Origin of the sequence: Bordetella genomosp. 4, from assembly GCF_002261185.1 — a bacterium.
GTDB lineage: Bacteria > Pseudomonadota > Gammaproteobacteria > Burkholderiales > Burkholderiaceae_B > Bordetella_A.
Genome location: NZ_NEVQ01000007.1, coordinates 32,382 through 58,718 on the forward strand (window position 1 = coordinate 32,382; position 26,337 = coordinate 58,718).

Below are 26,337 nucleotides of genomic sequence, written 5' to 3' on the forward strand. Positions count from 1 at the left end.
AGATTCAAGACAGAGAGATTCCCATGGACCTAGAGCCACGCCTGTTGCGTTATTTCATTGCGGTTGCCGAAGAACGCCATTTCAGCCGTGCCGCACAGCGGCTGCATATTTCTCAACCGCCTCTCAGTTATGCCATCCGGCAATTGGAGAGTACGTTGGGGGCGCAATTGCTGGAGCGCACCAGCCGTCACGTAGCGCTGACTGAAGCAGGGCGCGTGCTGTATCGCGAAGCGCAGGCCTTATTACGTCAGTCCGAGGCTATCGGCACATTGGTGCAGCGGGTTGACGCCGGCTTGCGAGGACGCTTGCGCATCGGGTTTGTCGGCTCGATGCTGTACCGGGGCTTGCCTGATTTGCTGGCGTCGATGCGTGCGGCCTTGCCCGATGTCGAACATGTCCTCGTTGAATTGAACTCGCATGATCAATTGGAGGCCGTGCGCCGCGGCGAGCAGGATCTGGGGTTTATTCACGCGAATCCCGCACCGAGTGAGGTCAGGACGCTGGACCTGATGACCGAGCCCTTTGTGTTGTGCGTGCCTGATACGCATCCGTTGGCGCGCCGCCGCAGAGTGTCGTTGCGGGCGGTAGCCAAGGACGATTTTATTTTCTTTGCGCGAGAGGCCTCGCCCAGCTATTACGAGACGGTGTTGTCGATGTGCGTGACCGCGGGTTTTCACCCGGTGGTACGCCACGAAGTCCGGCATTGGTTGAGCGTCGCCGCGCTGGTGTCGCAGGGATTGGGGGTGTCCATTGTGCCGGCGTGCCTGGCGCGCAGCGGCCTGGCGGGCACGCGCTTTATTGCGTTTGAACACCAGGCGCGGTCCGTCAGTCAGGCGATCTGGCCGAGACAGGTGGACTCGCCGCTGTTGCGCACCGCCGTCCGGCTGGTGCGCGATCACTATGGCGCGGCCAGCGCAAAGGCCTAGCGGAACACGACTGTCTTGTTGCGGTTGAGCAGAATGCGATGCTCGACATGGCTGCGCACGGCACGGGCCAGCACCAGCGATTCCACGTCGCTGCCGACTTGCGTCAGCTCTTGTGCCGTCATGGTGTGATCCACGCGTTCGATGTCCTGCTCGATGATCGGGCCTTCGTCCAGGTCGGACGTCACGTAGTGAGCGGTCGCGCCGATGATCTTGACGCCGCGGGCATGCGCCTGGTGATAGGGGCGCGCACCCTTGAAGCTCGGCAGAAAGCTATGGTGGATGTTGATGGCGCGGCCATTCAGCGCCTGGCACATGTCCTGCGACAGGATCTGCATGTAGCGCGCCAGGACCACCAGATCGATCTGTTCCGACTCGACCAGGCTCAAGACCTGTTTTTCCTGCTCGGCCTTGGTGTCGGGCGTGACGGGCAGATGGTGAAACGGAATGCCGTACGACGCGGCCAGGCTGGCGTAGTCATTGTGATTGGACACGATGGCAGCGATTTCGGCGTGCAGCTGGCCGCTTTGTACGCGGAACAGCAGATCGTTCAGGCAGTGCCCTTGTTTGCTGACCATGATCAACAGGCGCGGTTTGCGGCGCGCGTCATGGATTTGCCAGTCCATGGCAAACGTATCGGCCATGGGCGCAAATCGTTCGCGCAGGCTGTCCGCGGTCACGGCGGCAGGCAAGTCAAAATGCACCCGCAAAAAGAAACGGCCGCTTTCGTCATCGCCGAATTGCTGTGAATCGAGGATGTTGCAGCCCAACTCGAACAGCAGGCCGCTGACGCGATACACGATGCCTGTGCGGTCGGGGCAGGAGAGGGTCAGGATATGATCGTTATGCGGCATGATCTGAGATAAAAAATAAGGTCATTACGCTGCGGCTCGGCGGCGGAAAAACTACGACGACAACCGAGCGACGGTCTCGTCGGCGATGGCCAGGCTGGCAGTCAGGCCCGGCGATTCGATGCCGAACAGATTGACCAATCCTGCGACGCCGTGTACGGCGGGACCAGCGATGACAAAATCCGCGGCGGGCTCGTGGGGGCCGGAAATCTTGGGGCGGATGCCAGTATAGCCAGGAGCAAGCGCGCCATCAGGCAAGGCGGGCCAATAGGTACGGACCGCGTCATAGAACACGTCGGCCCGGCTCGGGTCCAGCGTGTAGTCTTCGGTCGGAATCCATTCGGTATCCGGGCCGAATTTTGCTTGCCCGCCCATATCCAGCGTCAGGTGTACGCCCAGGCCGGCATGTTGAGGCACAGGGTAGATCAGGCGCGAAAACGGCGCCCGGCCAGACAGCGTGAAATAGCTGCCCTTGCACAGATATTCGTTCGGGATGCTGGCCGGCGGCAGGCCATCGATGTGCCGCGCCAGCGTAGGCGCGTGAATACCCGAGGCGTTGATCAATACGTTGCACGATAGGCTCATCGCCTCTTCTCCGCCGAATTGCACCTCGAATCCGCCTTCGGGCCGGACGCGGGCCGACTGCATCGGCGTGTAAAAGACACATTGTGCGCCAGCGTTTTCCGCGTCGCCCTGGTAGGCCAGCATCAGCGCGTGGCTGTCGACGATGCCGGTAGAGGGCGACAGCAAGGCCGCTGTGCAGTGCAGGGCCGGCTCCAGCGCCATTGCCTCGGCGGCAGTGAGTTTGCGCATATCGTCGACGCCGTTGGCGTGGGCACGCTGCGCGATTCCGTCCAGCAAGAGCGCTTCATCGTCGGTTGTCGCGACGATCAATTTGCCCAGACGCCGATGCGGCACCCCGCGTGCGGCGCAGTAGTCGTACAGCAGGTGCTTGCCACGCACGCACAATTGCGCTTTGAGGCTGCCGGCGGGATAGTAGATCCCGGCATGGATGACCTCGGAATTGCGGGAACTGGTGCCAGTGCCTATCGCTTCGGTGGCCTCGGCTACGAGGACCTCGCGGCCTTGCAGCGCGAGCGCGCGCGCTACTGCCAGGCCTACGACGCCAGCGCCGACGACGATGCAATCGATGTCAGTACTCATAATGGAACCGGAGTTATTTGGACTCAGTATGGGCCGGCGTCAGCTCGAACCCGCCGGCATGAAAAACGAGGGGCGCTTCGGCCGTGTGGCCGCAGCGTTCGACTTCGCCAACCATGATGATGTGATCGCCCTCGACGTAGCGGCTGCGGTTGCGGCATTCGAACCAGGCTGCGCAGTATTCGTCGAGCATAGGCGTGCCGCCAGGAGCTTGGCCCCGAGGCAGTCCGTCGAAGCGTTCGCGGGTGTTGCCCGTGGCAAAGCGCCGGGCCAGCGCGATCTGTCCGGCAGACAGCACGTTGACCACATAGCGCTCGCATTGTTCGAACACCTCGAGCGAACTCGACCGCCGGGACAGGCTCCAGAGTATCAGGGGCGGGTCCAGCGAAACCGAGTTGAACGAGCTGACCGTCAAACCGATTGGTGCGCCATCGGGAGCGGCGGTCGTGACGACCGTGACGCCGGTGGCAAAACGGCCTAGCGCGGTACGAAAAAAGCTCGCATCGAAGGAAGGGGCTGTATGGGACATGCAGGCTGAGGTCGGCGGGGGCGGGAGTCGCTCAAGAGGACTCGGGTTTCAAGGCGACAAGCGGTCGATGACCCAGCCACCCTGGCCGTCGGGTAAATAACGCAGGCGGTCATGCAGCCGCGATGCGCGGCCCTGCCAAAATTCGAACAAGGTCGGCACGAGGCGGTAACCGCCCCAGTGGGGCGGCCTGGGCGGCTGATCGCCATAACGCTCGCGGAATGTCCGCTCGCGGGCTTCGAGTTCGGCGCGCGTAATGGGCTGGCTTTGCTCTGAGGCCCAGGCGCCCAGGCGAGAGCCCAGCGGGCGGCTATGGAAATACGCGTCGGACTCCTCGGCCGAGACCTTTTCGATGACGCCCTCGATGCGTACCTGGCGTTCCAGCGGTTGCCAGAAAAACAGCAACGCGGCGCGCGGATTGGCCAGCAGGTCGCGTCCTTTACGAGACTCGTAATTGGTAAAGAACACAAAACCCCGCGCATCAAAGCCTTTGATCAGCACGGTCCGGGCCGATGGCTGGCCTGTGCTGTCGACGGTGGCCAGCGTCATGGCGTTGGGTTCGGGGACCTTGGCCTGCAGGGCCTCGTCAAACCACTGAGTGAATTGGTCGAGCGGCGACGCGGCGGCGGTCTCCTCGAGCAGGACACTTTTCTCGTAGCTTTGGCGCAAATCAGATACAGACATGAGGCGGGACATCCAGGCGCATCAGAAATCGGGTATCCCCCAGTTTACCGCCTTCGTGGAATAGGTTCAGTTATCTGGCAGCGGGTCGGTCTGTTCTTCGAGTTGCCGGGCTATCCGGTCCAGGCGCGCGTCATGTATACCAGCCTCGCGCAGAGCCGAGGCGGTCTGGACCACATATTCCGTGCAGGGGCCGCAGCTGCCGGATGCGCGCCGCACGATGGCCAGCAATTCGGGCTCGGGCAGCGTCCGGATGTACGCCGGGTTGTCGCGGTTCATGATGAATACCAGCGCGCGTACCGAGCCTTGGTCCGTGGTGCAGTTGATCCACCGGGGCAGATAGGCGCCGGTGGACATTTCGCGATTCCACAGTGCGGGGAAAAATTCAGGGACGGATTTGCCCGCCAAGCGATAGACCACACCCCGGCAGGAACCGCCGCGGTCCAGGCCGAATACCAGGCCGGGACATTCCGGCGTACCGCGATTGACGCGTGACCACAAGCACAGCGCGCGATGGTGTCCGCGCAACGTCGCCAGCCGCCGTTCCTGGAAATCGAAGTCAGGCCGCCAGATCAGCGAGCCATAGGCATAGACCCAGACGTCTTCGCCTTCACGCCAATGTTTAAGAGCTTCGTCGAGTGAGGCTTGTCGTTCTTCGGGCGTCCAGAGACGAAAAGGGGGAACGGGGGCGGTGAGGGCGGAGGGGGGAGTCGGCGAATTCACGGCGCGGGATTTTCTGCGTCTTGCGGGGGGTGACGATTGGCCCAGCCGCCTGCGCTCAGCGCGGCAGCGTAGGCCCAAAACAAGGGAGCGATGCCAATTACCGCACCCAATGCGCCAAAGGTCAATGGCAGAGAGACTTGCGAGGCATTGATGAATGCCATCCGCAAGCCCACGGCCTCTGCGGCCCGACCATGCGGCGTATGTTGGTGCAGTAGCGACAGCATACTCGGTTGGCAGCATCCCAGGGCCAATCCCAGCACAAAAGAGAGCCCGATCAGGACCGCAACGTCGGCGAAAAGCGGGTAAATGAGAAAATCTACCGCTGTGATGACCATGGCGGTGCGCACCAGCGTCCAGGAACGTACGCGCGTCTGGATAAATGGTAATGCCAGCCGGATGAGGAAAGTTCCCAGCGCGAAGGACGCCAGTATGGTGCCGATCGTGGTGGCGGATAGCCCGATGGCGACGCCGAACAGCGGTACGACAAATAGGTGCGTATCCCAGGCGCCCGACAAAATGGTGTTAACCATCAGGATGCGCCGCAAGGGTGGGAGATGCAGCAATTCGGTGGCGCGCCGCCGTGCGAGCTGCCGCGAAGCGGGCTCCATGCTGTCGTCTACTGCCCGCAGGGCCGGCTGTAGTCGGCGCAGCCCAGCCAGCGCCAACAGCGGTCCCAGGGTCAGAATGCCGAATGCCAACCGCGAGCCCAGATGGTCGATGGCCAGCCCGGCGATGAGCGGACCGCTAAAGCCGGATCCCGCCATGGAGAGCGACAGCCAGGAAAAATTGCGCAGGCGGCGGGCAGGCTCTGCATGCCCCAGCACGTCCTGCGTCGCGACTTGGTGCAACATAAAGCCAATACCGATGCTACAGGCCGCAATTAGCAGCGTGATCTGGTGTTGGTGGATAAAGGGCAATACCGTGCCAACGACTACCAACGCGTTGCCCAAGGTGATCGGACGCCGTATCCCGACACGGTCGATCCACTGGCCAGCCCGCACGGACATCAACATGGGAATCACCGCGAATACGGCGACCAGACTGCCTACGATAAACGTAGATAGCCCCAATTGCAGGGCGGTTAGCGATACGGTGATGCGTCCGCCCGTGAGAGCGATGTGGTTGAGCATGGCAACCACGCACAGCAGACCCGCTCCGGAAAACTCCGTCGCGTGAGAGGAAGACGAGGGGGAATGGGCTGAAGTTGACACTGATGCGGCATTAACTTCTGCGATTTTGATCTTAAGTCGCTGGGGTGTCGATACACAGGGAGACAGCAATCCGAGGCGGATCAGAAAACCGAACCTGACAGTTGCCGGCATGTAGCAGCCCGGTTGGGATGAACTGATGCTAATTAATTGATAGATCACAGAAGTTGTGCTTTCCCCTGCCTGCTGGGCGCCGCAAGCCGAAGATCGTCAGGGTGTGTCCTTATTGCAACGCTTGGCCGCAGCAGGTTTGTTTCTCGGCTTCGCGCCCCGCGTGACGCCGTCGTGGGAAAATAGCGTCCATGGATATTTCAGCTACCTTGGATGACGTCGATGCCGAACGCCGTTTCGGCGGATTGGCGCGCTTGTATGGCCCGAATGCGCCGGCCCTTTTGCGTCAGGCTCACATTGCGGTGGCGGGCTTGGGCGGCGTCGGGTCCTGGGTGGCAGAAGCCCTGGCCCGTTGTGGTGTGGGGGCGTTGACCCTGATCGATCTGGACAACATCGCGGAATCCAATGTCAATCGGCAGATTCATGCCCTGACCTCTACCATCGGGCAGTCCAAGGTCGACGCCATGGCGGATCGGATTCAGGCGATCAACCCGGCGTGCGTGTTGACGCGTGTCGAGGATTTTGTCGAGCCCGGCAATATCGGGCAGGTGCTGCCCGGCCCCTATACCGTGCTGGCCGATTGCACGGATCAGGCGGCGGCCAAAATCGCGATGGTGTTGTACGCCCGCGAGCGTCGTGTGCCGCTGCTATTGTGCGGCGGCGCGGGGGGCAAGACGGACCCGCTGGCCCTGCGAGCAGGGGATCTGTCGCAAGCCGTGAACGACGCGCTCTTGGCGAAGCTGCGTAATCAATTGCGCCGCCAGCACGGATTTCCCAAGGCCAGCGATGCGCGGGGCAAGGCGCTCAAACGGGTTCCGCGCATGGGCGTGAGGGCGCTCTGGTTTGATCAGCCGGCGATCATGCCCGCCGCCTGGGCACGCGCTGCCGAGGTGACTGACGATATGGGGGCGGCCGGGCAGACGGTGGCGCCGCAAGGGTTGTCGTGCGCGGGATATGGCTCTGTCGTGACCGTGACGGCGGCGATGGGTATGGCAGTCGCTAATGAGGCGCTGCAACTGGCGTTGAAAGCAAAGGCGTAGCCAGCGCCTGACTATCCCGGTTCAACACGGACGCCGGCCGCTCTAGGCCGGCAGCCTGCTGCGCACGGATCAGGCTGATCTCAGGGTGACGTCGAACCAGCCGCGTAGCGCATTGGACAGGCGTATGCCTTCGGCCTCATGCAGATCCTGCGCGGTCAGGGTGCGTTCGTGCACCGACTCTCGGTCGAGCAACTCGGCGCGTTGCACGCCTGGCAGGCAGCCGCTGCTGGTCGGGGGGGTGTACCAAACGCCCCGAATCAACAGATAAACATTACTGCGGCTGCCTTCGCAGAGTTCTCCGTGTTGATTCAGGTACAGCAGATCAAATACATCGGGATGCGCGGCCAGCCAGCTTGTGGCCTCGGTGTACCAGGGCCGATAGGTGGTTTTGTAGCGCAGCAGGGGCTCGTCGGCGTCGAGCACCTCATCGGACAGCATAATGTGCTGAACGCCGGACAACGCGGGCAATAGTGCGGTTTGAACGGTGCGGTGTCCCGTGCGACTGACCAGTAATCGCAGCCGGTGTGCGCCGGGTGTGGTCACCATCGATAGCGCGGAATAAAGCGCTCGTTCGATTTCCAGCTCGCCTGCCCACGGATAGTCCAGCGCGGCGCAACTGGCCTCCAGACGGGCCAGGTGGCGCGGCAGCAGAGGAATGTTGCCCTCTGCGTCGACTAGCATGGTTTCGATCAACTCAGCAGACATGATCTGAATCTCGAGTGCGGAAAACGGCCCGGCGATGGAATCAGGGGCAAGTTGGAATGTTATCCGATGATGGGCGATGAGGCCGGCATCGATATCGGTACGGATGCCGCCGTCGAGGGAGATGTCTACGCCGATACCGATGCAGATGTCACCATGGCATCCTGCAAAAGTCTGGCCTTCCACTGGCATTCCTGCCATTCCAGTTCCGGATCCGAGTCGTGCACGATGCCGCCGCCGACGCTATACACGCCGTGGCCGGTTTGATCCAGCACCAGCGTTCGAATCGCGACGTTCAGTGAAAAATCTCCATCGGGCGCGAGCCAGCCAATAGCCCCGCAGTACAGGCCGCGCGGTGCGATTTCCATTTGGCGGATGCGCCGCATGGCGGCGACCTTGGGCGCGCCGGTAATCGAGCCGCAAGGAAACAGGGCGTGCAGGATCTGGCTGAAGGTCGCGTCCAGAACCTCGGCGGTCACCGTGGAGGTCATCGTCCATACGGTAGGGTAGCGTTCCAGGGTGAAGAGGGCTGGCACCTGGACCGAGCCGGGGCGGGCCAGGCGGCCGAGATCATTGCGCAGCAGGTCCACGATCATCAGGTTTTCCGCGCGGTTCTTGACGCTGGCGTGCAGTTCGCGGCCCAGCCGTTTGTCCTCGGCGGGGTCGGGGTGGCGTGGCGAGGTGCCTTTCATCGGGCGCACCGTCAGGCGGGTGCCTTCTCGCCGCACGAACAGCTCGGGGGAAAACGACAGCACGGTGCGTTGGCCGTCTTCGATATAGGCTCCGTGGGCCACCGGATGGAGCGCTGCGAGGTGCCGGTAAAGCGCACGCGGGTCGCCTTGTACCTGTACGTCCAGCGGCTGGGTGTAGTTCACCTGGTAGAGTTCGCCCGCGGCGATCAACTGGCGGATGGCCGCGATCTGGCGCAGATAGTCGGCCCGTGCCATGCGAGGCCGGATGGAAGTGATATGCGCGGCTAGTGCATGCCGGCTAGGGATATCTACGGTGTGGGTGGAATCCAGGGAAGCCGAGGCAGTGACTTCGCGTGCGTGGGATGTGTTTTCCGAGGGCGGTGTCAGTACGGTTTTCTCCGCCGGCCACGGCGTTTCAACGGTCATGCGCTCGAACACCAATCCCGTCAGGCGAGGCGTGCCATCGGCGACCTGCCTGGCCGCCGCGCCGCCTGTGGGCGGCGGTAAGACGGTTTCGGGGGCCAGCCATTCCCCCAGTTCGTAATCGAGTAGCAGCGCGACCCAATGCCCCGCGCGGCGCGCGGCCTCGATGGCGTCCAGGGCAGAAGAAAGCTCCTCCGGGCGACGGGCTTCGATGCGCTGGCGCAGGCGCTGCAGATTCAATGCACGCCCGGCCAGACGATCTTCAAAACGACATTGCATGATGCTTACTGCTGTTGTGCGAGAAATTCCGTCAAGACGCGGCCGGTATGCGAGCGTTCGCGCAAGGTCATCACATGTTCGGGCGAACCCTCGGCGACCAGTTGGCCGCCGCCGGTGCCGCCTTCGGGGCCGAGGTCGAGCAGCCAATCGGCTTCGGCGATCACGTCGAGATTGTGCTCGATCACGACAACAGTGTTGCCGGCCTCGACCAGGCGATGCAGCACATGGATCAATTTTTCCACATCGGCCATCGACAGGCCGACCGTCGGCTCGTCCAGCACATACAGCGTGTGCGGAATGCGCGATGCGCGGCCAGTCGTGATGACTCCTTCGGTCAAACGGGCTTTCGACAGCTCGGTGACCAGCTTGATGCGCTGCGCTTCGCCTCCCGATAGGGTGGGCGAAGGCTGGCCCAGTGTCAGGTATCCGAGACCCACGTCCTGCATCAGTTGCAGAGGGCGATGAATCTTGGGATGCGCGGTGAAGTAGCCCAGCGCATCGTCGACCTCCATGTTGAGCAGTTCGCCCGCGTTTTTGCCGCGCATTTGAACTGACAGCGTGTCGCTATTGAAGCGCGCGCCGTTGCAGGCATCGCAGGGCACTTTGACGTCGGGCAGGAAGTTCATTTCGATGGTGCGCATGCCCTGGCCTTCGCAAATGGGGCAGCGGCCATCGCCGGTGTTGAACGAGAACCGCGCTGCGCTCCATCCGCGCATGCGGGCCTCGCGCGTATCGGCGAATTGGCGGCGCACGTCATCCCAGAACCCGATATAGGTGGCCGGGCAGGAACGCGGGGTTTTGCCGATGGGAGTCTGGTCGACTTCCAGAACGCGGTCGATTGCCTCCCAGCCGCTGATGCGTTCGCAGCCGTTCCAGCGCGGGGCTTTGGATTGCGAGACGGCTTGCAGCAGATTGTCCAGCAGCACTTCGCGTGCGAGCGTGGATTTGCCGGACCCTGACACCCCTGTGACGACGCTCAGGCGGCCAATGGGAATGCGGGCATCGACATGGCGTAGATTGTGCAGATGTGCGCCATGGATCTGAATCATGGGCGTGTCATTGTCTATCGCGCGGCGGCCGTTGAGCGGATGCTTCAAGGGCTTGGCCAGATAACGGCCGGTGACCGACTCGGGGGCGTCGATCAGGGCCTGCGCGCTGCCTTGCGCCACGACGCGGCCGCCGCGCACGCCTGCGCCGGGGCCAATGTCGATGATGTGCGAGGCACGGCGAATGGTGTCGTCATCGTGCTCCACCACGACCAGCGTATTGCCGTTGCCTTCGAGGCGGGCGAGGGCGTCCAGCAGGATGCGGTTATCGCGAGGATGCAGGCCGATGGTAGGCTCGTCCAGCACGTAGCACACGCCTTGCAGGTTCGAACCCAGTTGTGCCGCGAGCCGGATGCGTTGGGCTTCGCCGCCGGACAAGGTGGGCGCGGCGCGGTCCAGCGCCAGATAATCCAGGCCGACTTCTTTCATGAAATTCAGGCGGCCGCGAATCTCCGTCAGGATATCGCGCGCAATTTCGCCCTCGCGGCCGCGCGCGACCAGGCCGGTGAAAAAGGTGTGCGCCTCCGAAACCGGCATGGCGGCGAGCTCGGCGATGGATCGGTCACGCCAGCGCACGGCGCGTGCTACGCGATTCAGGCGCTGGCCATCGCAGACCGTGCAAGTATGAGCCTCGCCATCGTAGCCAGCATTCCAGGCGGATTCCTCGCCGGTTTGCTCGGCGTCGAAATCCTGCAGTTGTACGCCCGTGCCAAAGCATCCCGTGCACCAGCCATGTTTGGAGTTGTACGAAAACAGGCGCGGGTCCGGTTCGGGGAAACTGGTGCCGCACGAGGGGCAGGCGCGCTTGACCGAGAAATGCTGCTGCTGCAGCTCGCTGTCGAGCGCTTCGTGCAGTTTGTTGACCGGCCAGACCATACTGAGGACGCCTTGGCCGTGTTCCAGGGCCTGTTTGACAGCATCGCGCAGCGCAGCCTCGTTGTCGGGATCGACGATCAGATCGGCAATCGGCAACTCGATGGTGTGTTCCTTGTAGCGATCCAGGCGCGGCCAGGGACTGACGGGGATAAATGTGCCGTCGACACGCAAGTGCGTGTAGCCCTTGGAGCCCGCCCACTTGGCCAAATCTGTGTAGTAGCCCTTGCGTGCAGTAACCAGCGGCGCGAGCAGGCCGATGTGCTGGCCCTTGTGCTCGCGCAACAGGCGCGCCACGATCTGGTCCGTGTTTTGCGGTTCGACCGCGACCTGGCAGTCGGGGCAATATTGCGTGCCCAGCTTGACGTACAGCAGGCGCAGAAAATGGTGAATCTCCGTCATCGTGGCGACGGTGGATTTACGCCCGCCGCGGCTGGTGCGCTGTTCGATCGCGACCGTGGGCGGAATACCGAAAATCGCGTCGACGTCCGGTTTGCCGGCAGGTTGCACGATGGCGCGTGCGTACGCGTTCAGCGATTCCAGATAACGGCGTTGGCCCTCGTTGAACAGAATGTCAAAGGCCAGCGTGGATTTGCCCGAGCCCGAGACGCCGGTGATGACGGTGAACTTGTCGTGCGGGATCTCGACGTTGACGTTTTTCAGATTGTGTTCGCGTGCATTACGTATCTCGATGGCTTGCGCCTGGCGCCGGCGGCGCATGAGAGATTGCAGCGGCGTACCAGCGCTTTCCGCATACGCGGCGACGGGTTCGGCCAAGGTGAGCGCGGATGAATCCTGTGTGGCTGACGCGGCATCAATATCGGCATCGCCAGCCGCTCGGTCTGCGACGCGTGCCGCGTCAGTTTTGGCTGCATTGACGATCTGGCTCGGCAGCACACTGACTTCATAGTCGCGTAACGCCGCACCGGTATGCGAGCGCGGGTTGTCCATCAAGTCTTGAGGAGTGCCGACACCGACGACGAGACCGCCGGCGTCGCCGCCTTCGGGGCCTAGATCGATCAGCCAATCTGCAGCACGGATGACGTCGAGATTGTGTTCGATCACCAGCAGGGTATGCCCGGCTGCAAGCAGTTTGCGGAATGCACGCATCAAGCGCGAAACGTCGTCAAAGTGCAGGCCGGTCGTCGGCTCGTCGAACAGGAACAGGCTGCCTTTTTTGGCGACCTTGGCGGTCGAGATGCCGCTGCGCGCGGCTTCGGCCAAATGGCCGGCGAGCTTCAAGCGCTGAGCCTCGCCGCCGGATAGCGTGGGGACGGGTTGTCCTAATCGCACGTATTCGAGACCCACATCGGCCAATGGTGCCAATCCGGTCTGCACATCACGCAAGCCTTTGAAAAATTCCAAGGCCTCGCTGACGGTCATCTCCAGGACCTCGTCTATCGAGGCGTTCTTGCCGAGGTGTTCGATGCGCACCTCGAGCACCTCGGGACGGAATCGCCGTCCGTCGCAATCGGGGCAACGCAGATAGACGTCGGAGAGGAACTGCATCTCCACATGTTCGAAACCCGTGCCGCCGCAGGTGGGGCAACGTCCATCGCCGCTATTGAAACTGAACGTGCCCGCGGTGTAGGCGCGTTCTTTGGCGAGTGGCGCCTGGGCAAAGAGCTTGCGGATCGCATCGAAGGCCCCGACATAGCTCGCCGGGTTGGAGCGTGCGGTCTTGCCGATGGGGGTTTGATCGACCATCACCACGTCGGCAATCTGCTCGGCGCCCAGCAAGCGCTCGAACGAACCTGGGGCTTCGGAGGGTTTGCCTTGGTATTTCAGCAGGGCCGGATACAGCACGTCCTGGACCAAGGTCGATTTGCCCGAGCCCGATACGCCGGTGACACACACGAGCCGGCCGAGCGGTAGTTCGATAGAGACGTTGCGCAGATTGTGCGCGGTAGCGCCTTCTAGTAGCAGGCGCGGCGTATTGGCGGCGACGGGCATGGGGCGCGGCGCTTCGACACGTTGGCGTCCTCCCAGGTAGTCGCCGGTGAGCGTGTGAGAACTGCGCAACTGTGCGGGCGTGCCGTCGAACACAATGCGTCCACCGCGTTCGCCAGGGCCTGGCCCGATGTCGATGATCCGGTCCGCAGCCACCATGACCTGAGGGTCATGTTCGACGACGACCAGAGTATTGCCGGCCTGGCGCAATCGATGCATGACTTCGACGACGCGGTGCATGTCGCGCGGGTGCAGCCCGATAGACGGCTCGTCCAGAACGAACAGCGTGTTGACCAGCGAGGTGCCTAACGCCGTGGTCAGGTTGATGCGTTGTACTTCGCCTCCGGACAAAGTGCGGCTTTGGCGGTCCAGCGTCAGATAGCCCAAGCCCACGTCGCAGAGAAATTTCAATCGCGCGCGGACCTCGGTCAGCAACAGATCGGCGGCGGCATCTAGCACGCCGGTGAACGAAAGCGTGTCAAAGAAGCTGCGCACGCGTTCGATAGGCAGCAGCATGACGTCGTGAATCGACAGACCGTCCAGGGCCTCGAGTTGTTCATGGCTCCATGCGGCCCCTACGGGCATGAAACGCGTATAGCGTTCGTCGCCCGGCGGCAGCACCGCGTCGGCCTCGGACTTGGTCCCCAAGCGCCACAGCAAGGCATCGGGCTTCAGACGTGCGCCACGACACGTCGGGCAGGGGGTATAGCTGCGATATTTGGAAAGCAGCACGCGCACATGCATCTTGTAGGCGCGGCTTTCCAGCCAGGCAAAGAATCGATGTACACCGTACCACTGGGTTTTCCAGGCGTTGTTGCCGCCTTTCCAGTCGGGATCGCCGTGCAGCACCCAGTGGCGCTGCGCGTCGGTCATGGACTTCCACGGGACAGAGAGAGGGATGCCCGCGCGCGGCGCGTATTTGGCCAGATCGTCCTGGCATTCCTTGTACGAGGGCGTTTGCCAGGGTTTGATCGCGCCTTCGTTCAAGGTTTTGTTTTCGTCGGGGATGACCAGGCCGTAATCGATGCCGATGACCCGCCCGAAACCGCGGCAGCTTTCGCAAGCGCCGAGCGGTGAATTAAACGAAAAACTGCTGGGCAGCGGATCGGTATATTCGATATCGCAGTCAGCACAATGCAGGCGATCGCTGTAATTCCAGACCTGTGCATCGACGCCTTCGTCATCGAGCACGTGAACGGCCATGTGTCCCGCGCCCATGCGCAGCGCCGTGTCCAGGGCCTCCATCAGGCGTTCGCGTTCTGCGCTGGAGTGGCGGAATCGGTCTTGCACCACGTGCAGAATGCGGCGTTCGTCGTTGGGCGTTGCGGCTTTGCCTTTGCTGGCGGCTTTTGCGCGTTTGCCGGCTGCCTTGGTCGCCGACGGCGCGCGGGTTTCTTCGTGGTGCACGCGGGTGTAGCCCTGCTGTTCGAGAAAACCGCGCACCTCGTCTTCTGTGAAGTTGGCGGGCACGGCAATCGGGAACGTAATGACCAGGCGTGGATCGCCCGCCGCCGGCGCGCGTTGCGCCAGCGAGGCGGCAATCGAGTCGGGCGTATCGCGCCGCACGAGTTTGCCGCAGCCGCGGCAGTAGAGCTTGGCGCCGCGCGCGAACAGGAGCTTGAGGTGATCGTTCAGCTCGGTCATCGTGCCCACGGTGCTGCGCGAGCTGCGCACCGGGTTGGTCTGGTCAATGGCGATGGCGGGCAAAATGCCCTCGATGCGATCGACCTGGGGCTTGTCCATTCGGTCCAGGAACTGGCGCGCATAGGGCGAAAAAGTTTCGACGTAGCGGCGCTGGCCCTCGGCATAAAGCGTATCGAACGCCAGCGAGCTCTTGCCCGAGCCCGACACGCCGGTAATGACGACGAGCTCGCCGGTGGCGAGCGTCAGATCCAGGTTTTTCAGGTTGTTTTGGCGGGCGCCGACGATGCGAATTTGAGAGCTCATGACGAGTGAACGATGCGTGAACGACGCGGAATCAGACCAGAATCCGCGGGCGATAGGATATCGCTGAAATATCTGTATATTTAAACAGTATCTTAGATTACCGCTAATCTGCGTAATTGTCGCGTGAATATGCTTCGCTCTGGCTGCTGATCGCCCGATTTGGCTGGTGACGGCGTTTGAGGCTACAATGCCGAGTTATCCAATTTCTGCCGCCAGCCTGTGGCCCGTCAGTATTGCGGCGTAGCTGTCTACGCTTTGATGCTGGGAACGTCGGGCGGGTTTGGGCACTATCGAACCTTACCGGAGATCATCATGGCTGAGCGCAAACGTGTGCGTCGTAACACCCTGGAACGCCGTTGCCTGGGCAAGTCTTTCAAGCGCTTGTTCGTCAACGCCCCCAAGGGTGTTTTCAAGATGCTGGAAAAAATCAAGCGCGTGTAATTCTTGCGCCTTGATGTAAAAAAGCCACCGATCATGTCGGTGGTTTTTTTTTGCCGCCGGGCCGCCCCAAGGCAAAAAACGCCCCCTCGGGGGGCAGCAAGCCGAAGGCGCGGCGTGGGGGTTTTTTTCGCCGCCGGGCCGCCCCAAGGCAAAAAACGCCCCCTCGGGGGGCAGCAAGCCGAAGGCACGGCATGGGAGCTTTTTTTCTCCCGCCACAGCGCTGTCCGTTTAAACGACAGGCTCCAGCCAGGGACGCAGAAACTCCATGAATACCCGCGTTTTAGCCGGCATGACGGCGGTCGGCAATTCGGCATAGACCGCGAGGGGCTCCAGGCGCCATTCCGGCAGGATGCGCCGCAGGCCATTGCTGTCGATGATGGGGGCCAGGGCCCGGCAGTCGGGCAATCGGGTAATACCCATTCCCAGTCCGGCCAATGAGCCGATCACGCTGATACTGTTGCCTGCGATAGCGCCTTTGACGGCTACGCGTTCACTGCGTTGGCCGTTATACAGGACCCAGAAGGAATGTTCCGGATCGATCGTGGTACGAAAGCATTCGTGGTTTGACAGGTCGGAAGGCTGTTGGGGTTCGCCATGTTCGCGCAAATAGTCGGCCGACGCGTACAGATGCGTATCCAGTGAGGCGATTTCCCTGGAGATCGATTCTTCGACGGCGCCCGGTTCGGACACGGGGGCGCTGCGGCCGAAACGCAATACCAGATCAAAGGGGCCGCCTTGCGAGTTCTCGGCGGCCTTCATGCTGGTGTCGAACTCGCATTCCAAGTCCGGGTAGCGTTCGGTAAACGCCTTCAATGCATCCGGCAGTAGCCAGATGGCGATGCTGTACGGAATGGCGATGGTGAGCCGTCCCTGTGGGCTGGCAGACAAAGTCTGCAGTTGTTCGTGTGCCAAGCGGGCTTCGTCAACAAGCCCTTGGCATCGTCGCAAATAGGCGGCGCCAGCGTTGGTGAGCTCCAGGCGCCGGGTATTGCGGTTGATCAGCCGTAATCCGATCGCCTGTTCCAGTTGGCCGATGCGGCGCGATAGGGTCGAGGTCGGCATGGCGAGCGCTCGTGCGGCCAGACTGAAGCTCTTGCGGCGAGCAACTTCGACGAACAGCGCGATATCGTTTAACTGGATAGGATGAGAGTCCATAGGTCGTCCGTGGCAGCCGCCAGAGTTTACTCGCTGGATGGCGTTTTGTTAGCGGCTGGCGCCAGACAACGACGATATACCTGTTTCACTACGGCAGAATTTGCAAAATTTGTTTTCAAAATGGCTGTTGCGGAACACCTCTGCCGTCTGCATATCCTCCTACACTTACCCCAGTTTTTACTTGTGAGCAGTGCGGCTGCCGTGGTCGCGCTCCCGCGGACCTGTTTGATTGCATGAGTGAGCCTCAATACACGTTCACGATACTGACGCCCACTTATAACCGGGCCGGCACTTTGCATCGTGTGCATGAATCCCTGAAACGACAGGTGTGTCGTGATTTCGAATGGCTGATCGTAGATGACGGTTCGACGGACCGCACGCACGAAGCCGTCCGGGCATGGCAAGCCGAGGCTGAGTTTCCGATTCGATATATCTGGCAGAAAAACCAGCATAAAAAAACGGCTTTCAATCGCGGTGTGCGTGAGGCGCATGGCGAGTTCATCATCACGTTGGACAGCGATGATGAAGTGACGCCTGATGCTCTGCAGATATTGAAGGACGCCTGGGAAAGTATCGCGCCGGATCAACGCGAGCGATATGTGGGGGTGACTGGCCTGTGCGCCCGGCCCGATGGCGAGATTGTGGGGGATCGTTTCCCCCAGGATGTTTTCGATGTGTCGGCCGTTGATCTGTATTTCCGCTACCGGATCAAGGGCGAAAAATTCGGCAGCCTGCGTACGGCCGTGCTGCGCCGTTTTCCTTTTCCCGAGGATGTGGCGGGCTTCGTGCCGGAGAGCCTGATCTGGTGGGCGATGGCGCGGGCGGGATACTTGAATCATTGTATTAACCGCGTGGTCCGTGTTTATCACCCGAGTCCGGATGGATTGAGCCGGGGGGCGGTATCGATACGCAATAACGCGCAGGGGCTGTATCTGCTGGCTTGGGATGTGCTCGAGCACCACATGGAGTGGTTCCGGTTTCGGCCCAAGGATTTCCTGATGGCTGCGGCGCGGTTTACGCGGTTCCGCTTGGATCTGGAGCATTCAGGCGTGCCCACGGCGGTGCAGGCGTATCCGCTGACTCGGCCGAGCGCCAAGGTGCTGGTGGCGTTGATGTGGCCGTTGGGATATATGTTGTACCGGCGGGATCAGCGGCGCGGCGTCGCTTAGCGCTGCGCCAGGGCGATTTCGCTGAGCCCGCTCTCGAGTGGTTTCAGTGAATGCTATGCCCGGGAGGAATAGCGGCGTCGTAGTCGTCGTCTTCGTCATCGTTTTCATCTTCATCCTCCTCCTCGTCTACGTCGGGCAAGGGCTCATCGGATAATGCAAAGGGCAGGACGTCCAGCAGGTCGTCGGACCAGGCGGTTTCTTCGCCGGATTGGTCTAGTTTGACGAAGCGTTCGCCTTCGGCCAGGGTGATCTGGATGGCCCAGAGATAGAGGCAATCGTAGGTGTCGTTGTCGGTAGGACTGAGGCCGCCGCGGTTGCCCAGGAGCCTGGCCTGGGGGCCGCCCAATTGGACGTGAGGCTGGTCGTCGTCTTTGGCGCTTTGCTCGACGGGAATGCCGAAGCTGACCCATTCGGTGCCTTCGTCACCCAGGACGACTTCGGCCAAGACGGGTTTGCCCAGATAGGCGCTGAGGGCGTCAGCGGTTTTGGAGAGCATGTCCAGCTCTTGGGAGCTGAAATGCGTCAACGGGGCCGGGGGCGTGGTGGAGGCGGTCATGATGGGTCCTGATAGGGCACTGCGAGTGATCGAGACGATACGTGCTGTGCAGCCGTCTTTACGAAACCGATATTGTCGCTCGTTTCGCAAGCGCGGCGGCGATGTTCACGATACAGCGCTAATATCGCGGCTTTGCTTACGCAAAATCTGTGTTGTCATGTCGAATGCTGTAACGGCGCCGTCGGCGCGCCATATGTTGTTTCCGCTGCTAGCCGCGTTGATCTGGTCACTGAATATGGTGGTGACCAAGATGGCAGCTGATGTCATCGCGCCAGCCGTGATTGGATTTTATCGCTGGGTGCTGGCAGGCGTGATCCTGACGCCTTTTGTGCTGCCGGGGGTATTGCGCGGCTGGCGCGCGATCGTGCCGCATCTGGGCAAACTGGCTGTGCTGGGCGCGCTGGGTATGGCGGTGTATCAAGGGCTGATTTATGTGGCGGCGGCGACGACCACGGCGACCAATATGGGCATCATTACGGCTATGGTGCCGTTGCTGACGATTGTGCTGGTGTGCATCGTGTTGCGCGAGCTGCCGGCCTGGACCGCCGTCGCGGGCGGAGCGTTGTCCCTGCTCGGACTGGGCGTGTTGCTCGGCGAGGGGAATCCGCTGCGTTTGCTTGAGGTCGGCGGCAGTACGGGCGACGCATTGATGGGCGTGGCGGCGCTGGCTTATGCGATGTATGGAGTGTTGCTGCGCCGCTGGCCGTTGCCGATCGGCGTGTGGCAGTCACTTTATGTGCAGGTGTTGTTCGGGATTCTGTTTCAGGTGCCTTCGTTCTTGTTGGCGCCAGCATCGCCGTTGAATGCCAGCAATATTCCCTTGGTCCTCTATGCCGGGATTTTTCCGTCGCTGTTTGCGCCCTATCTGTGGATGCAGGGCGTGCGTTATTTAGGACCGAATCGGGCCAGCATTTTTTTGAACCTGATGCCGGTCGGCACCGTAGCGATTGCCGCCGTCATGTTGAATGAGGTGCCGCATAGCTATCACATCCTGGGCGGTGCGATGGCGTTGGCGGGAGTGAGTCTGGCGCAGTGGCGGCCGCGGGCGGCTGGCTGAGGCTATTCCGGCCTACAATCATGGCTTCCCTCTGATTCGTCTTTTGCATAAGAGTCCATGGCCCAATACGTCTACACCATGAATCGCGTTGGCAAGATCGTGCCGCCAAAGCGGCAGATTTTGCGTGACATTTCTCTTTCGTTTTTCCCCGGCGCCAAAATCGGCGTGCTGGGCCTGAACGGTTCGGGCAAATCCACTTTGCTCAAGATCATGGCCGGCGTGGACAAGGAAATCGAAGGCGAAGCCGTCCCCATGCCGGGCTTGAATATCGGCTACCTTCCCCAGGAACCGCAGTTGAATCCCGAGCACACGGTGCGCCAGGCCGTCGAAGAAGGCCTGGGAGCCGTGGTGCACGCCAAGAAACGCCTGGACGAGGTCTATGCAGCCTATGCCGAACCCGATGCGGATTTTGACGCCTTGGCGGCCGAGCAGGCCGAGCTCGAGGCGGTGATCGCCGCCGCAGCATCCAGTGGTGCGGACGATATCGAGCATCAAATGGAGATCGCGGCCGATGCGTTGCGTTTGCCGCCGTGGGATGCCACGGTGGGTAATTTGTCGGGTGGTGAAAAGCGCCGCGTGGCTCTGTGCCGCCTGCTGCTGTCCAAGCCCGACATGTTGCTGCTGGACGAGCCGACCAACCACCTGGATGCAGAAAGCGTGGAATGGCTGGAGCAGTTCCTGCACAAATTCCCGGGCACGGTGGTGGGTGTGACCCACGATCGCTACTTCCTGGATAACGCGGCCGAGTGGATTCTGGAACTCGACCGGGGTCATGGTATCCCCTGGAAAGGCAACTACAGTTCCTGGCTCGAGCAAAAAGACGCTCGCCTGAAACAAGAAGAAGCCTCGGAATCGGCTCGCCAAAAGACCATCAAGAAAGAACTCGAATGGGTACGTCAGAATCCTAAGGGCCGTCAGGCCAAGGCCAAAGCCCGTCTGGCGCGATTCGAGGAACTGTCTTCGTACGAATACCAAAAACGCAATGAAACCCAGGAAATCTTCATTCCTGTGGGCGAGCGGTTGGGCAACGAAGTCATCGAATTCAATAACGTCAGCAAAGCCTATGGCGACCGGCTGCTGATCGACAACCTCAGCTTCAAGGTGCCTCCCGGCGCGATTGTGGGCATCATCGGCGCCAACGGCGCAGGTAAATCGACCTTGTTCCGCATGATCGCGGGCCGCGAGCAGCCGGACTCGGGCAGCGTGGTGCTGGGTAAGACGGTGCAATTGGCCTTTGTCGATCAGTCGCGCGACTCGTTGCAAGACAACAAGTCCGTCTTCGATGCGGTGGCGGACGGCGCAGATCTGTTGACCGTGGGCAAATTTGAAATGTCCTCGCGGGCCTACCTGGGCCGCTTTAACTTCAAAGGCGCCGATCAAAACAAGGTGGTCGGGCAGTTGTCGGGCGGTGAACGCGGCCGTTTGCACTTGGCCAAGACGCTGGTCGCGGGTGGCAACGTGTTGCTGCTGGACGAACCGTCGAACGATCTGGACGTCGAAACCTTGCGTGCGCTCGAAGACGCCTTGCTCGAATTCCCGGGCAGCGTGATGGTCATCAGCCACGATCGCTGGTTCCTGGATCGTATTGCCACGCATATCCTGGCGTTCGAGGGCGATTCGCAGGTGGTGTTCTTCGATGGCAACTACCAGGAATACGAGGCTGACAAAAAACGCCGCCTGGGCGAAGAGGGCGCCAAGCCGCGTCGTCTGCGCTACAAGGCTTTGAAGTAAACCTTCGACATAGGTCCTGCCTGCCATGTTGCTCAACGCCGCCGATTCGACATTGTTGATCGTGGACATGCAGGAACGCCTGCAGCCCGCGATTTCCCAAGGGATGGAGTCGGCAGCGGTGGCTCGCAAGCTGGCCCAGGGGGCTCGCTTGCTGGACGTGCCTGTGGTTGCTACCGAGCACAGCAGCGCGGCACTGGGCAGGACTATCGCGCCGCTATGCGAGTCGGTGCAGTCGGTGTTTCAAAAACGGCATTTTTCGGCTGTGCGCGAACCTGGTTTCGAGGCTTGGCTGCCTCCGGCCCGGCGCACGATTCTGGTGGCTGGCTGGGAAGCCCACGTCTGCGTGCTGCAAACGATTGTGGGCCTGCTGGAGCTCAACTATCACGCAGTTTTTGTCACAGATGCGGCGGGCTCTCGCCGTCCCGCAGATCACTATGCTGGTCTGCGGCGCATCCGGGCAGCGGGCGCCACGGTCATTACCGCCGAGATGGCTTTATTCGAATGGATGGAAACCTGCGACCATCCCCGCTTTCGCGACGTGTTACAGCTCGTGAAATAATCCCGACAACTGGCTACGGTGCATAGGGGAACAAGGGTTATTACCTACCCATGGATACAATTTATGGGTATCCCTCACAGCCAAGCGAGGCACTTTTTGAGATCCTGACAGTTCATAAAAGTGCGGGGTGTTTTCGCCGTGGGGCGGCTCGCCAGCAAGAACAGGAGTCTCAAATCATGATGAAAATCGGAACTATCTCAAAAGTGGGTATGGCTATTTTGCTGGCGGTTTCTGTGGCGGGCTGTTCGTCGTGGGACAGCATGAGCCGTCGTCAAAAGAGCACGGTGGGCGGTGCAGCCGTGGGCGGCGTGGCCGGTGCCGTAATCACTAACGGCGGTATCCTCGGCACCATCGGTGGCGCTGCGCTGGGCGGTATCATCGGTGACCAAGTCGGTAAATAAAGCCTGACCGCAGCGAAGCCGCATGCGTGGCTTCGCGCTACACACGCGAATGATGCCAGGGCCAGCGACTGATTAGCGCTGCACTGGTATCACATCACAGCGTTGAATATGACAAAGGGCTTCGACTATTCGTCGAGGCCCTTTGTCATGTGACAGCCGATACGCCGCAATCAGGCTTCTTTTTGCGGCATTTCGATTTTGACTTCCAGCACTTCCAGGGTGTCCTGGCGTTCCAGGTGCACCCGGATGTCATCGGGGTTGATGTTCACGTATTTGGAGATGACGGCGACCAGCTCTTGCTGCAATTGCGGCAAGTAGTCGGGCGATGCGCCGCGGCCCGTGCGTTCGTGTGCCAGGATGATCTGCAGGCGTTCCTTGGCGACGACCGCCGAAGTTTTTTTCTGCCCAAGCAGAAACGACAGGAAAGACATTGCTTACTTCCCTCCGAATAGGCGCTTGAGCAAGCTGGGTTTGTTGTAGTCCGTGAAGCGCAGCGGTTTTTCTTCGCCCAGATAGCGCGCGACGACGTCCTTGTAGGCCTCGGACACGTCGCTGTCGCGCAAGTGGATGGCGGGCAGGCCCTGGTTGGAGGCCTGCAGTACGGCTTCGGACTCGGGAATGACGCCGATGAGCTTGATGCGCAGGATGTCCTCGATGTCGCTCAAGGACAGCATTTCGCCATCGTTGACCCGCTTGGGGTTGTAGCGTGTCAACAGGAGGTATTCCTTGACGGGCTCTTCATCGGCCTCGATGGCGCGGCGTGACTTGGAGGCCAAAATACCCAGAATACGATCGGAATCGCGCACCGAGGAGACTTCGGGGTTGGTCACGACCAACGCATCATCGGCGAAATAGGCTGCCATCAACGCGCCGGCTTCGATCCCGGCCGGCGAGTCGCACACGATGTAGTCGAAGCCCATTTCCTTGAGTTCTTCGATGACTTTGCCGACGCCTTCCTGGGTCAGCGCGTCTTTGTCGCGTGTTTGCGAGGCAGGCAGGACGAACAGGTTTTCCAGCTGCTTGTCTTTGATCAAGGCCTGCTTGAGCGTGGCCTCGCCCTGGATGACGTTGACGAAGTCATACACGACGCGGCGTTCGCAGCCCATGATGAGATCCAGGTTGCGCAGGCCGACGTCAAAGTCGATCACGGCGGTTTTATGGCCGCGCATGGCCAGACCGGAGGAAAAGCTGGCGCTCGTGGTGGTCTTGCCGACTCCACCCTTTCCGGAAGTCACCACAACAATTCGTGTCATGACTGTTTAACCCTTATGTTCGAATAAATCGCGTTATCGTAAAGCAAAAAGCCGATGTAAGGCTTCTTACAAGATGTAGACCTCGTTATCGGATGGTGTATCCGATAACGAGATCCATGTTTGGTTCATTTCTTCAGCGCGTCGACGCGCAGTGTTTCGCCGTCGAGATGCACGAGTGCAGGTTGGTTGTGCAAAGCGTTGTCGAGTTTGGCCTCGACCACACGATACACGCCTGCGATTGCCAGTAACTCTGCATCGAGCTGCGTGGTGAAAATACGCGCCGAGGTATCGCCGCGTGCGCCCGCCATCGCTTTGCCGCGCAAAGGACCGTACACATGCACATTGCCATCTGCAATGACTTCGGCGCCCTGGCTGACCATGCCGATGACGACCAGGTCGGTATGCCGTGCGTACACGCGCTGACCTGAGCGCAGCGGTTTGGTGATGACCAGTGCGGTGGTGGGAACGGCCGGGGCTGGCTCGGCTGGTGCTGTCTCGGTGTTAGCTGGGGCTGCTGCCTTGCCCGATGTGTCCTTGCCCGTGGAGGCAGCTGCCTTGCCATTTTTGGCCGAGGCCTTATCGGTTTTGGCTGGCGCAGCGGCTTTGTTTGCCGAGGCGTTTTGAGCGGAAGCCGTGGACGTGGCCGCGTTGTCGGTGGCGTCGTCAACGGCATCGTTGGTTGCGGCAGATCCCGTCGCTAACGCGGCTGCGGGCACGCCAGGAACCGGCGTCGAAACATGGTTCGGTGGCGCCATTTCCACGGTGGCCGCCGGGCGCGCTACGGGCGTGGACAGTTCGACGGGCGCCAGGCCTGCGGCTTGGGCTGTCTTGAGATTATCGCCTTCGGCAACCACGCCGATAGGGGGCAGATTGTGGCCGCGCAGCGCGGTGAGCAGGGCCGCCCAATCGATAGGATCGGTCACGCGGCTGGCGTCGATGACCACCGGTTCGTTCTCAAAAAAACTGCCGGCGTCAGCCATGCGCTGATCCAGCGCGGCGGACAAGCGCGTCAGATCCGCGCTGTGCAGCACCACGCGGATGGCATACAGCGTGGCGCTTTTGAAGTCTAGGGCGAGGGAGTCTGTCGTCATGGTCAAAATCAGGCCGTGGCCCAGGAGTCGCGCAACGTCACGATGCGATTGAGTACGGGGGCCTCGGGGGTGGAGTCCTTGATGTCCGCGGTGAAATAGCCCAGCCGTTCGAATTGCCAGGTGGCGCCCGGCGTGGCGACGGTGCCGGGTTCAAGCCAGGCGGTCACGGTCTCGCGTGATTTGGGATTCAGGCAGGCCAGGAAGTCTTTGTCGCCGCCATCGGGATGCGGATCGGCAAACAAACGGTCATACAAATGCACTTGTGCCGGGACGGCATGCGCCGCACTGACCCAGGTGATGTTGCCTTTGACTTTGACGCTGTCGGCGCCAGGCGTGCCGCTCTTGGTGTCAGGCAGGTATTCGGCCTGAACCTCGGTGATCTGGCCGGATTCGTCTTTGGTGAAACCGGTGCAGCGCACGACATAGCCGTATTTCAGGCGGACGGTGTTGCCGGGATACAGGCGGAAGTATTTTTTGGGGGCCTCCTCGCGGAAGTCGTCCCGTTCGATCCAGAGTTCGCGCGAGAACGGAAACTCGCGTTTGCCGGCATCGGGATCATGGGGATTGCGAGGCGCCGAGCAGAGCTCTTCCTGGCCCGCCGGGTAGTTGGTGATCACCAGCTTGATCGGGTCCAGCACGGCCACGGTGCGCGGCGCAATGGGATCCAGGTCGTCGCGCACGGCCTGCTCCAGCAGGCTGTAGTCGATGCGCGAGTCCGACTTGGTCACGGCGGTGCGATCGCAGAACAGGCGGATGGAGGCCGGCGTATAGCCGCGGCGGCGCAAGCCGAATATCGTAGGCATGCGCGGGTCGTCCCAGCCGTCGACGTAGCCCTCGCGCACCAGTTGCAACAGTTTGCGCTTGCTGGTGACGATATAGCTCAGGTTCAAGCGGGCGAATTCGTATTGGCGCGGCAGAGGGCGGGCCAATTTGCCGAGGTCGGCCAGGCGCGCCAGAATCCAGTCGTAGAACGGACGCTGGTCTTCGAATTCCAGCGTGCAGATGCTGTGGGTGATGCCTTCGAGGGCGTCTTCGACCGGATGGGCCCAGCTGTACATCGGATAGATGCACCATTTGTTACCGGTGCGGTGGTGCGTGGCATGACGCACGCGATACATCACCGGATCACGCAGGTTGATGTTGGGCGAGGCCATGTCGATCTTGGCCCGCAGCACCAGACTGCCGTCGGGGTACTTGCCGTCACGCATGTCAGCCAGCAGGGCCAGCGATTCTTCGGCGGGGCGATCCCGCCATGGCGAGTCCGTCCCCGGCTCGGTCAGGGTGCCGCGGCTCAGGCGGATCTGCTCGGGCGTCTGCTCGTCGACGTAGGCATGGCCGGCCTGCACCAGCGCCTGAGCGAATTCGTACATGAATTCGAAATAGTCGCTGGCGAAATACAGGTTGTTGTTGCCGTCGGCTTTCCAGTCAAAGCCCAGCCAATTTACGGCCTCGATGATGGAGTCGACGTATTCCTGGTCTTCTTTCTCGGGATTGGTGTCGTCAAATCGCAGGTGGCAGACCCCGCCGTATTCGCGGGCGAGCCCGAAATTGACACAGATGCTCTTGGCATGGCCAATGTGCAGGTAGCCGTTGGGCTCCGGCGGAAAACGGGTGCGGATGCGTGCGGTGTCCGGCTCGCCCTGGGACTGTACCGAGGCTGGGCCAGGCGTGCCGGCCCAGCGCTTACCCTGGTAGCGGTTGGCCTGCAGGTCATCTTCGATGATATTGCGCAGATAGTTGGTGGCGGCAGTCGGAGTCGGGGCGGTGGTCATGCTGAATGGATAGGTG

The 26,337-nt window shown here is 61.4% G+C and carries 23 protein-coding genes; 8 read left to right on the forward strand and 15 right to left on the reverse strand.

The window, feature by feature from the left end; genetic code table 11:
- Window positions 1–23: 23 nt before the first annotated feature.
- The gene (locus CAL20_RS04915) at window positions 24–926 is read left to right on the forward strand and encodes a LysR family transcriptional regulator (protein WP_094837335.1); all 903 of its coding nucleotides are present in this window, start codon (window positions 24–26) and stop codon (window positions 924–926) included.
- Here CAL20_RS04915 and purU read toward each other — a convergent pair.
- The 6 genes from purU to CAL20_RS04945 form a co-directional block, all read right to left on the reverse strand.
- Complete coding sequence (gene purU / locus CAL20_RS04920; RefSeq protein ID WP_094837336.1) at window positions 923–1,777, reverse strand: formyltetrahydrofolate deformylase; 855 nt, start codon at window positions 1,775–1,777, stop codon at window positions 923–925. The genes CAL20_RS04915 and purU overlap by 4 nt on opposite strands.
- A gap of 51 nt (window positions 1,778–1,828) precedes the next feature.
- Window positions 1,829–2,938 carry an NAD(P)/FAD-dependent oxidoreductase gene (locus tag CAL20_RS04925; RefSeq protein WP_094837337.1) on the reverse strand — a complete coding sequence of 370 codons (1,110 nt, stop codon included), beginning with the start codon at window positions 2,936–2,938 and terminating at the stop codon, window positions 1,829–1,831.
- A gap of 13 nt (window positions 2,939–2,951) precedes the next feature.
- Window positions 2,952–3,464 carry a flavin reductase family protein gene (locus tag CAL20_RS04930; protein WP_094837338.1) on the reverse strand — a complete coding sequence of 171 codons (513 nt, stop codon included), beginning with the start codon at window positions 3,462–3,464 and terminating at the stop codon, window positions 2,952–2,954.
- Between the two features lie 48 nt (window positions 3,465–3,512).
- Window positions 3,513–4,145 carry a pyridoxamine 5'-phosphate oxidase gene (gene pdxH, locus CAL20_RS04935; protein WP_094837361.1) on the reverse strand — a complete coding sequence of 211 codons (633 nt, stop codon included), beginning with the start codon at window positions 4,143–4,145 and terminating at the stop codon, window positions 3,513–3,515.
- A 66-nt stretch (window positions 4,146–4,211) separates the two neighbouring features.
- Complete coding sequence (locus CAL20_RS04940; RefSeq protein WP_094837339.1) at window positions 4,212–4,865, reverse strand: gamma-glutamylcyclotransferase; 654 nt, start codon at window positions 4,863–4,865, stop codon at window positions 4,212–4,214.
- Window positions 4,862–6,076 carry an MFS transporter gene (locus tag CAL20_RS04945; protein WP_176456444.1) on the reverse strand — a complete coding sequence of 405 codons (1,215 nt, stop codon included), beginning with the start codon at window positions 6,074–6,076 and terminating at the stop codon, window positions 4,862–4,864. The genes CAL20_RS04940 and CAL20_RS04945 overlap by 4 nt, the downstream gene beginning before the upstream one ends.
- Window positions 6,077–6,375: 299 nt before the next feature.
- On the opposite strand from CAL20_RS04945, the gene CAL20_RS04950 reads away from it, so the two are divergent.
- Window positions 6,376–7,224, forward strand: a complete 849-nt coding sequence (locus CAL20_RS04950) for a tRNA threonylcarbamoyladenosine dehydratase (protein ID WP_094837341.1) — start codon at window positions 6,376–6,378, stop codon at window positions 7,222–7,224.
- A gap of 69 nt (window positions 7,225–7,293) precedes the next feature.
- Here the strand turns inward: CAL20_RS04950 and CAL20_RS04955 are convergent, their stop codons facing one another.
- The 3 genes from CAL20_RS04955 to uvrA form a co-directional block, all read right to left on the reverse strand.
- Window positions 7,294–7,929, reverse strand: coding sequence for an aminotransferase class IV family protein (locus CAL20_RS04955; RefSeq protein WP_094819972.1), 636 nt, complete (start codon window positions 7,927–7,929; stop codon window positions 7,294–7,296).
- Window positions 7,930–8,054: 125 nt separating this feature from the next.
- Window positions 8,055–9,320, reverse strand: a complete 1,266-nt coding sequence (gene pabB / locus CAL20_RS04960; RefSeq protein WP_094837342.1) for an aminodeoxychorismate synthase component I — start codon at window positions 9,318–9,320, stop codon at window positions 8,055–8,057.
- Window positions 9,321–9,325: 5 nt separating this feature from the next.
- Window positions 9,326–15,136, reverse strand: a complete 5,811-nt coding sequence (gene uvrA, locus CAL20_RS04965; RefSeq protein ID WP_094837343.1) for an excinuclease ABC subunit UvrA — start codon at window positions 15,134–15,136, stop codon at window positions 9,326–9,328.
- 312 nt (window positions 15,137–15,448) lie between these two features.
- Here uvrA and CAL20_RS25750 point away from each other — a divergent pair, with 312 nt between their 5' ends.
- The gene (locus tag CAL20_RS25750; RefSeq protein ID WP_005016451.1) at window positions 15,449–15,577 is read left to right on the forward strand and encodes a hypothetical protein; all 129 of its coding nucleotides are present in this window, start codon (window positions 15,449–15,451) and stop codon (window positions 15,575–15,577) included.
- A 228-nt stretch (window positions 15,578–15,805) separates the two neighbouring features.
- On the opposite strand, the gene CAL20_RS04970 is transcribed toward CAL20_RS25750, so the two are convergent.
- Window positions 15,806–16,732: a LysR family transcriptional regulator gene (locus CAL20_RS04970; protein WP_094819975.1), complete on the reverse strand. Its 927-nt coding sequence runs from the start codon at window positions 16,730–16,732 to the stop codon at window positions 15,806–15,808.
- 233 nt (window positions 16,733–16,965) lie between these two features.
- Here CAL20_RS04970 and CAL20_RS04975 point away from each other — a divergent pair, with 233 nt between their 5' ends.
- Window positions 16,966–17,901, forward strand: a complete 936-nt coding sequence (locus CAL20_RS04975; RefSeq protein ID WP_094819976.1) for a glycosyltransferase family 2 protein — start codon at window positions 16,966–16,968, stop codon at window positions 17,899–17,901.
- Between the two features lie 43 nt (window positions 17,902–17,944).
- Here CAL20_RS04975 and CAL20_RS04980 read toward each other — a convergent pair whose 3' ends face one another.
- The gene (locus CAL20_RS04980) at window positions 17,945–18,457 is read right to left on the reverse strand and encodes a hypothetical protein (protein ID WP_094837344.1); all 513 of its coding nucleotides are present in this window, start codon (window positions 18,455–18,457) and stop codon (window positions 17,945–17,947) included.
- 157 nt (window positions 18,458–18,614) lie between these two features.
- Between CAL20_RS04980 and CAL20_RS04985 the strand changes: the two genes are divergently transcribed.
- The 4 genes from CAL20_RS04985 (at window position 18,615) to CAL20_RS05000 (ending at window position 22,205) form a co-directional block, all read left to right on the forward strand.
- The gene (locus CAL20_RS04985) at window positions 18,615–19,514 is read left to right on the forward strand and encodes a DMT family transporter (protein ID WP_179266619.1); all 900 of its coding nucleotides are present in this window, start codon (window positions 18,615–18,617) and stop codon (window positions 19,512–19,514) included.
- Between the two features lie 57 nt (window positions 19,515–19,571).
- Window positions 19,572–21,245 (forward strand): energy-dependent translational throttle protein EttA, encoded by a 1,674-nt coding sequence (gene ettA / locus CAL20_RS04990; RefSeq protein ID WP_094819979.1) that lies wholly within the window; start codon window positions 19,572–19,574, stop codon window positions 21,243–21,245.
- Between the two features lie 25 nt (window positions 21,246–21,270).
- Window positions 21,271–21,804 carry an isochorismatase family protein gene (locus tag CAL20_RS04995; RefSeq protein ID WP_094837346.1) on the forward strand — a complete coding sequence of 178 codons (534 nt, stop codon included), beginning with the start codon at window positions 21,271–21,273 and terminating at the stop codon, window positions 21,802–21,804.
- A 179-nt stretch (window positions 21,805–21,983) separates the two neighbouring features.
- On the forward strand, window positions 21,984–22,205 hold the full coding sequence (locus tag CAL20_RS05000; RefSeq protein WP_094820162.1) for a glycine zipper 2TM domain-containing protein: 222 nt from the start codon (window positions 21,984–21,986) through the stop codon (window positions 22,203–22,205).
- Window positions 22,206–22,375: 170 nt separating this feature from the next.
- On the opposite strand, the gene minE is transcribed toward CAL20_RS05000, so the two are convergent.
- The 4 genes from minE to CAL20_RS05020 form a co-directional block, all read right to left on the reverse strand.
- Window positions 22,376–22,636 (reverse strand): cell division topological specificity factor MinE, encoded by a 261-nt coding sequence (gene minE / locus CAL20_RS05005; RefSeq protein ID WP_094819981.1) that lies wholly within the window; start codon window positions 22,634–22,636, stop codon window positions 22,376–22,378.
- Between the two features lie 3 nt (window positions 22,637–22,639).
- Window positions 22,640–23,458, reverse strand: coding sequence for a septum site-determining protein MinD (minD, locus tag CAL20_RS05010; RefSeq protein WP_094819982.1), 819 nt, complete (start codon window positions 23,456–23,458; stop codon window positions 22,640–22,642).
- 125 nt (window positions 23,459–23,583) lie between these two features.
- A complete protein-coding gene (gene minC / locus CAL20_RS05015) occupies window positions 23,584–24,549 on the reverse strand; it encodes a septum site-determining protein MinC (protein ID WP_094819983.1) in 966 nt (321 codons plus the stop codon).
- Between the two features lie 8 nt (window positions 24,550–24,557).
- Window positions 24,558–26,321 carry a glutamine--tRNA ligase/YqeY domain fusion protein gene (locus tag CAL20_RS05020; protein WP_094837347.1) on the reverse strand — a complete coding sequence of 588 codons (1,764 nt, stop codon included), beginning with the start codon at window positions 26,319–26,321 and terminating at the stop codon, window positions 24,558–24,560.
- Window positions 26,322–26,337 lie beyond the last annotated feature (16 nt).

What these genes read in the sequence shown, in the direction of transcription:
- CAL20_RS04915 (WP_094837335.1), top strand. Translation starts at nt 24, where the DNA reads ATGGACCTAGAGCCACGCCTGTTGCGTTATTTCATTGCGGTTGCCGAA.
- purU (WP_094837336.1), bottom strand. Translation starts at nt 1,777, where the DNA reads ATGCCGCATAACGATCATATCCTGACCCTCTCCTGCCCCGACCGCACA.
- CAL20_RS04925 (WP_094837337.1), bottom strand. Translation starts at nt 2,938, where the DNA reads ATGAGTACTGACATCGATTGCATCGTCGTCGGCGCTGGCGTCGTAGGC.
- CAL20_RS04930 (WP_094837338.1), bottom strand. Translation starts at nt 3,464, where the DNA reads ATGTCCCATACAGCCCCTTCCTTCGATGCGAGCTTTTTTCGTACCGCG.
- pdxH (WP_094837361.1), bottom strand. Translation starts at nt 4,145, where the DNA reads ATGTCTGTATCTGATTTGCGCCAAAGCTACGAGAAAAGTGTCCTGCTC.
- CAL20_RS04950 (WP_094837341.1), top strand. Translation starts at nt 6,376, where the DNA reads ATGGATATTTCAGCTACCTTGGATGACGTCGATGCCGAACGCCGTTTC.
- CAL20_RS04955 (WP_094819972.1), bottom strand. Translation starts at nt 7,929, where the DNA reads ATGTCTGCTGAGTTGATCGAAACCATGCTAGTCGACGCAGAGGGCAAC.
- pabB (WP_094837342.1), bottom strand. Translation starts at nt 9,320, where the DNA reads ATGCAATGTCGTTTTGAAGATCGTCTGGCCGGGCGTGCATTGAATCTG.
- uvrA (WP_094837343.1), bottom strand. Translation starts at nt 15,136, where the DNA reads ATGAGCTCTCAAATTCGCATCGTCGGCGCCCGCCAAAACAACCTGAAA.
- CAL20_RS25750 (WP_005016451.1), top strand. Translation starts at nt 15,449, where the DNA reads ATGGCTGAGCGCAAACGTGTGCGTCGTAACACCCTGGAACGCCGTTGC.
- CAL20_RS04970 (WP_094819975.1), bottom strand. Translation starts at nt 16,732, where the DNA reads ATGGACTCTCATCCTATCCAGTTAAACGATATCGCGCTGTTCGTCGAA.
- CAL20_RS04975 (WP_094819976.1), top strand. Translation starts at nt 16,966, where the DNA reads ATGAGTGAGCCTCAATACACGTTCACGATACTGACGCCCACTTATAAC.
- CAL20_RS04980 (WP_094837344.1), bottom strand. Translation starts at nt 18,457, where the DNA reads ATGACCGCCTCCACCACGCCCCCGGCCCCGTTGACGCATTTCAGCTCC.
- CAL20_RS04985 (WP_179266619.1), top strand. Translation starts at nt 18,615, where the DNA reads ATGTCGAATGCTGTAACGGCGCCGTCGGCGCGCCATATGTTGTTTCCG.
- ettA (WP_094819979.1), top strand. Translation starts at nt 19,572, where the DNA reads ATGGCCCAATACGTCTACACCATGAATCGCGTTGGCAAGATCGTGCCG.
- CAL20_RS04995 (WP_094837346.1), top strand. Translation starts at nt 21,271, where the DNA reads ATGTTGCTCAACGCCGCCGATTCGACATTGTTGATCGTGGACATGCAG.
- CAL20_RS05000 (WP_094820162.1), top strand. Translation starts at nt 21,984, where the DNA reads ATGAAAATCGGAACTATCTCAAAAGTGGGTATGGCTATTTTGCTGGCG.
- minE (WP_094819981.1), bottom strand. Translation starts at nt 22,636, where the DNA reads ATGTCTTTCCTGTCGTTTCTGCTTGGGCAGAAAAAAACTTCGGCGGTC.
- minD (WP_094819982.1), bottom strand. Translation starts at nt 23,458, where the DNA reads ATGACACGAATTGTTGTGGTGACTTCCGGAAAGGGTGGAGTCGGCAAG.
- minC (WP_094819983.1), bottom strand. Translation starts at nt 24,549, where the DNA reads ATGACGACAGACTCCCTCGCCCTAGACTTCAAAAGCGCCACGCTGTAT.
- CAL20_RS05020 (WP_094837347.1), bottom strand. Translation starts at nt 26,321, where the DNA reads ATGACCACCGCCCCGACTCCGACTGCCGCCACCAACTATCTGCGCAAT.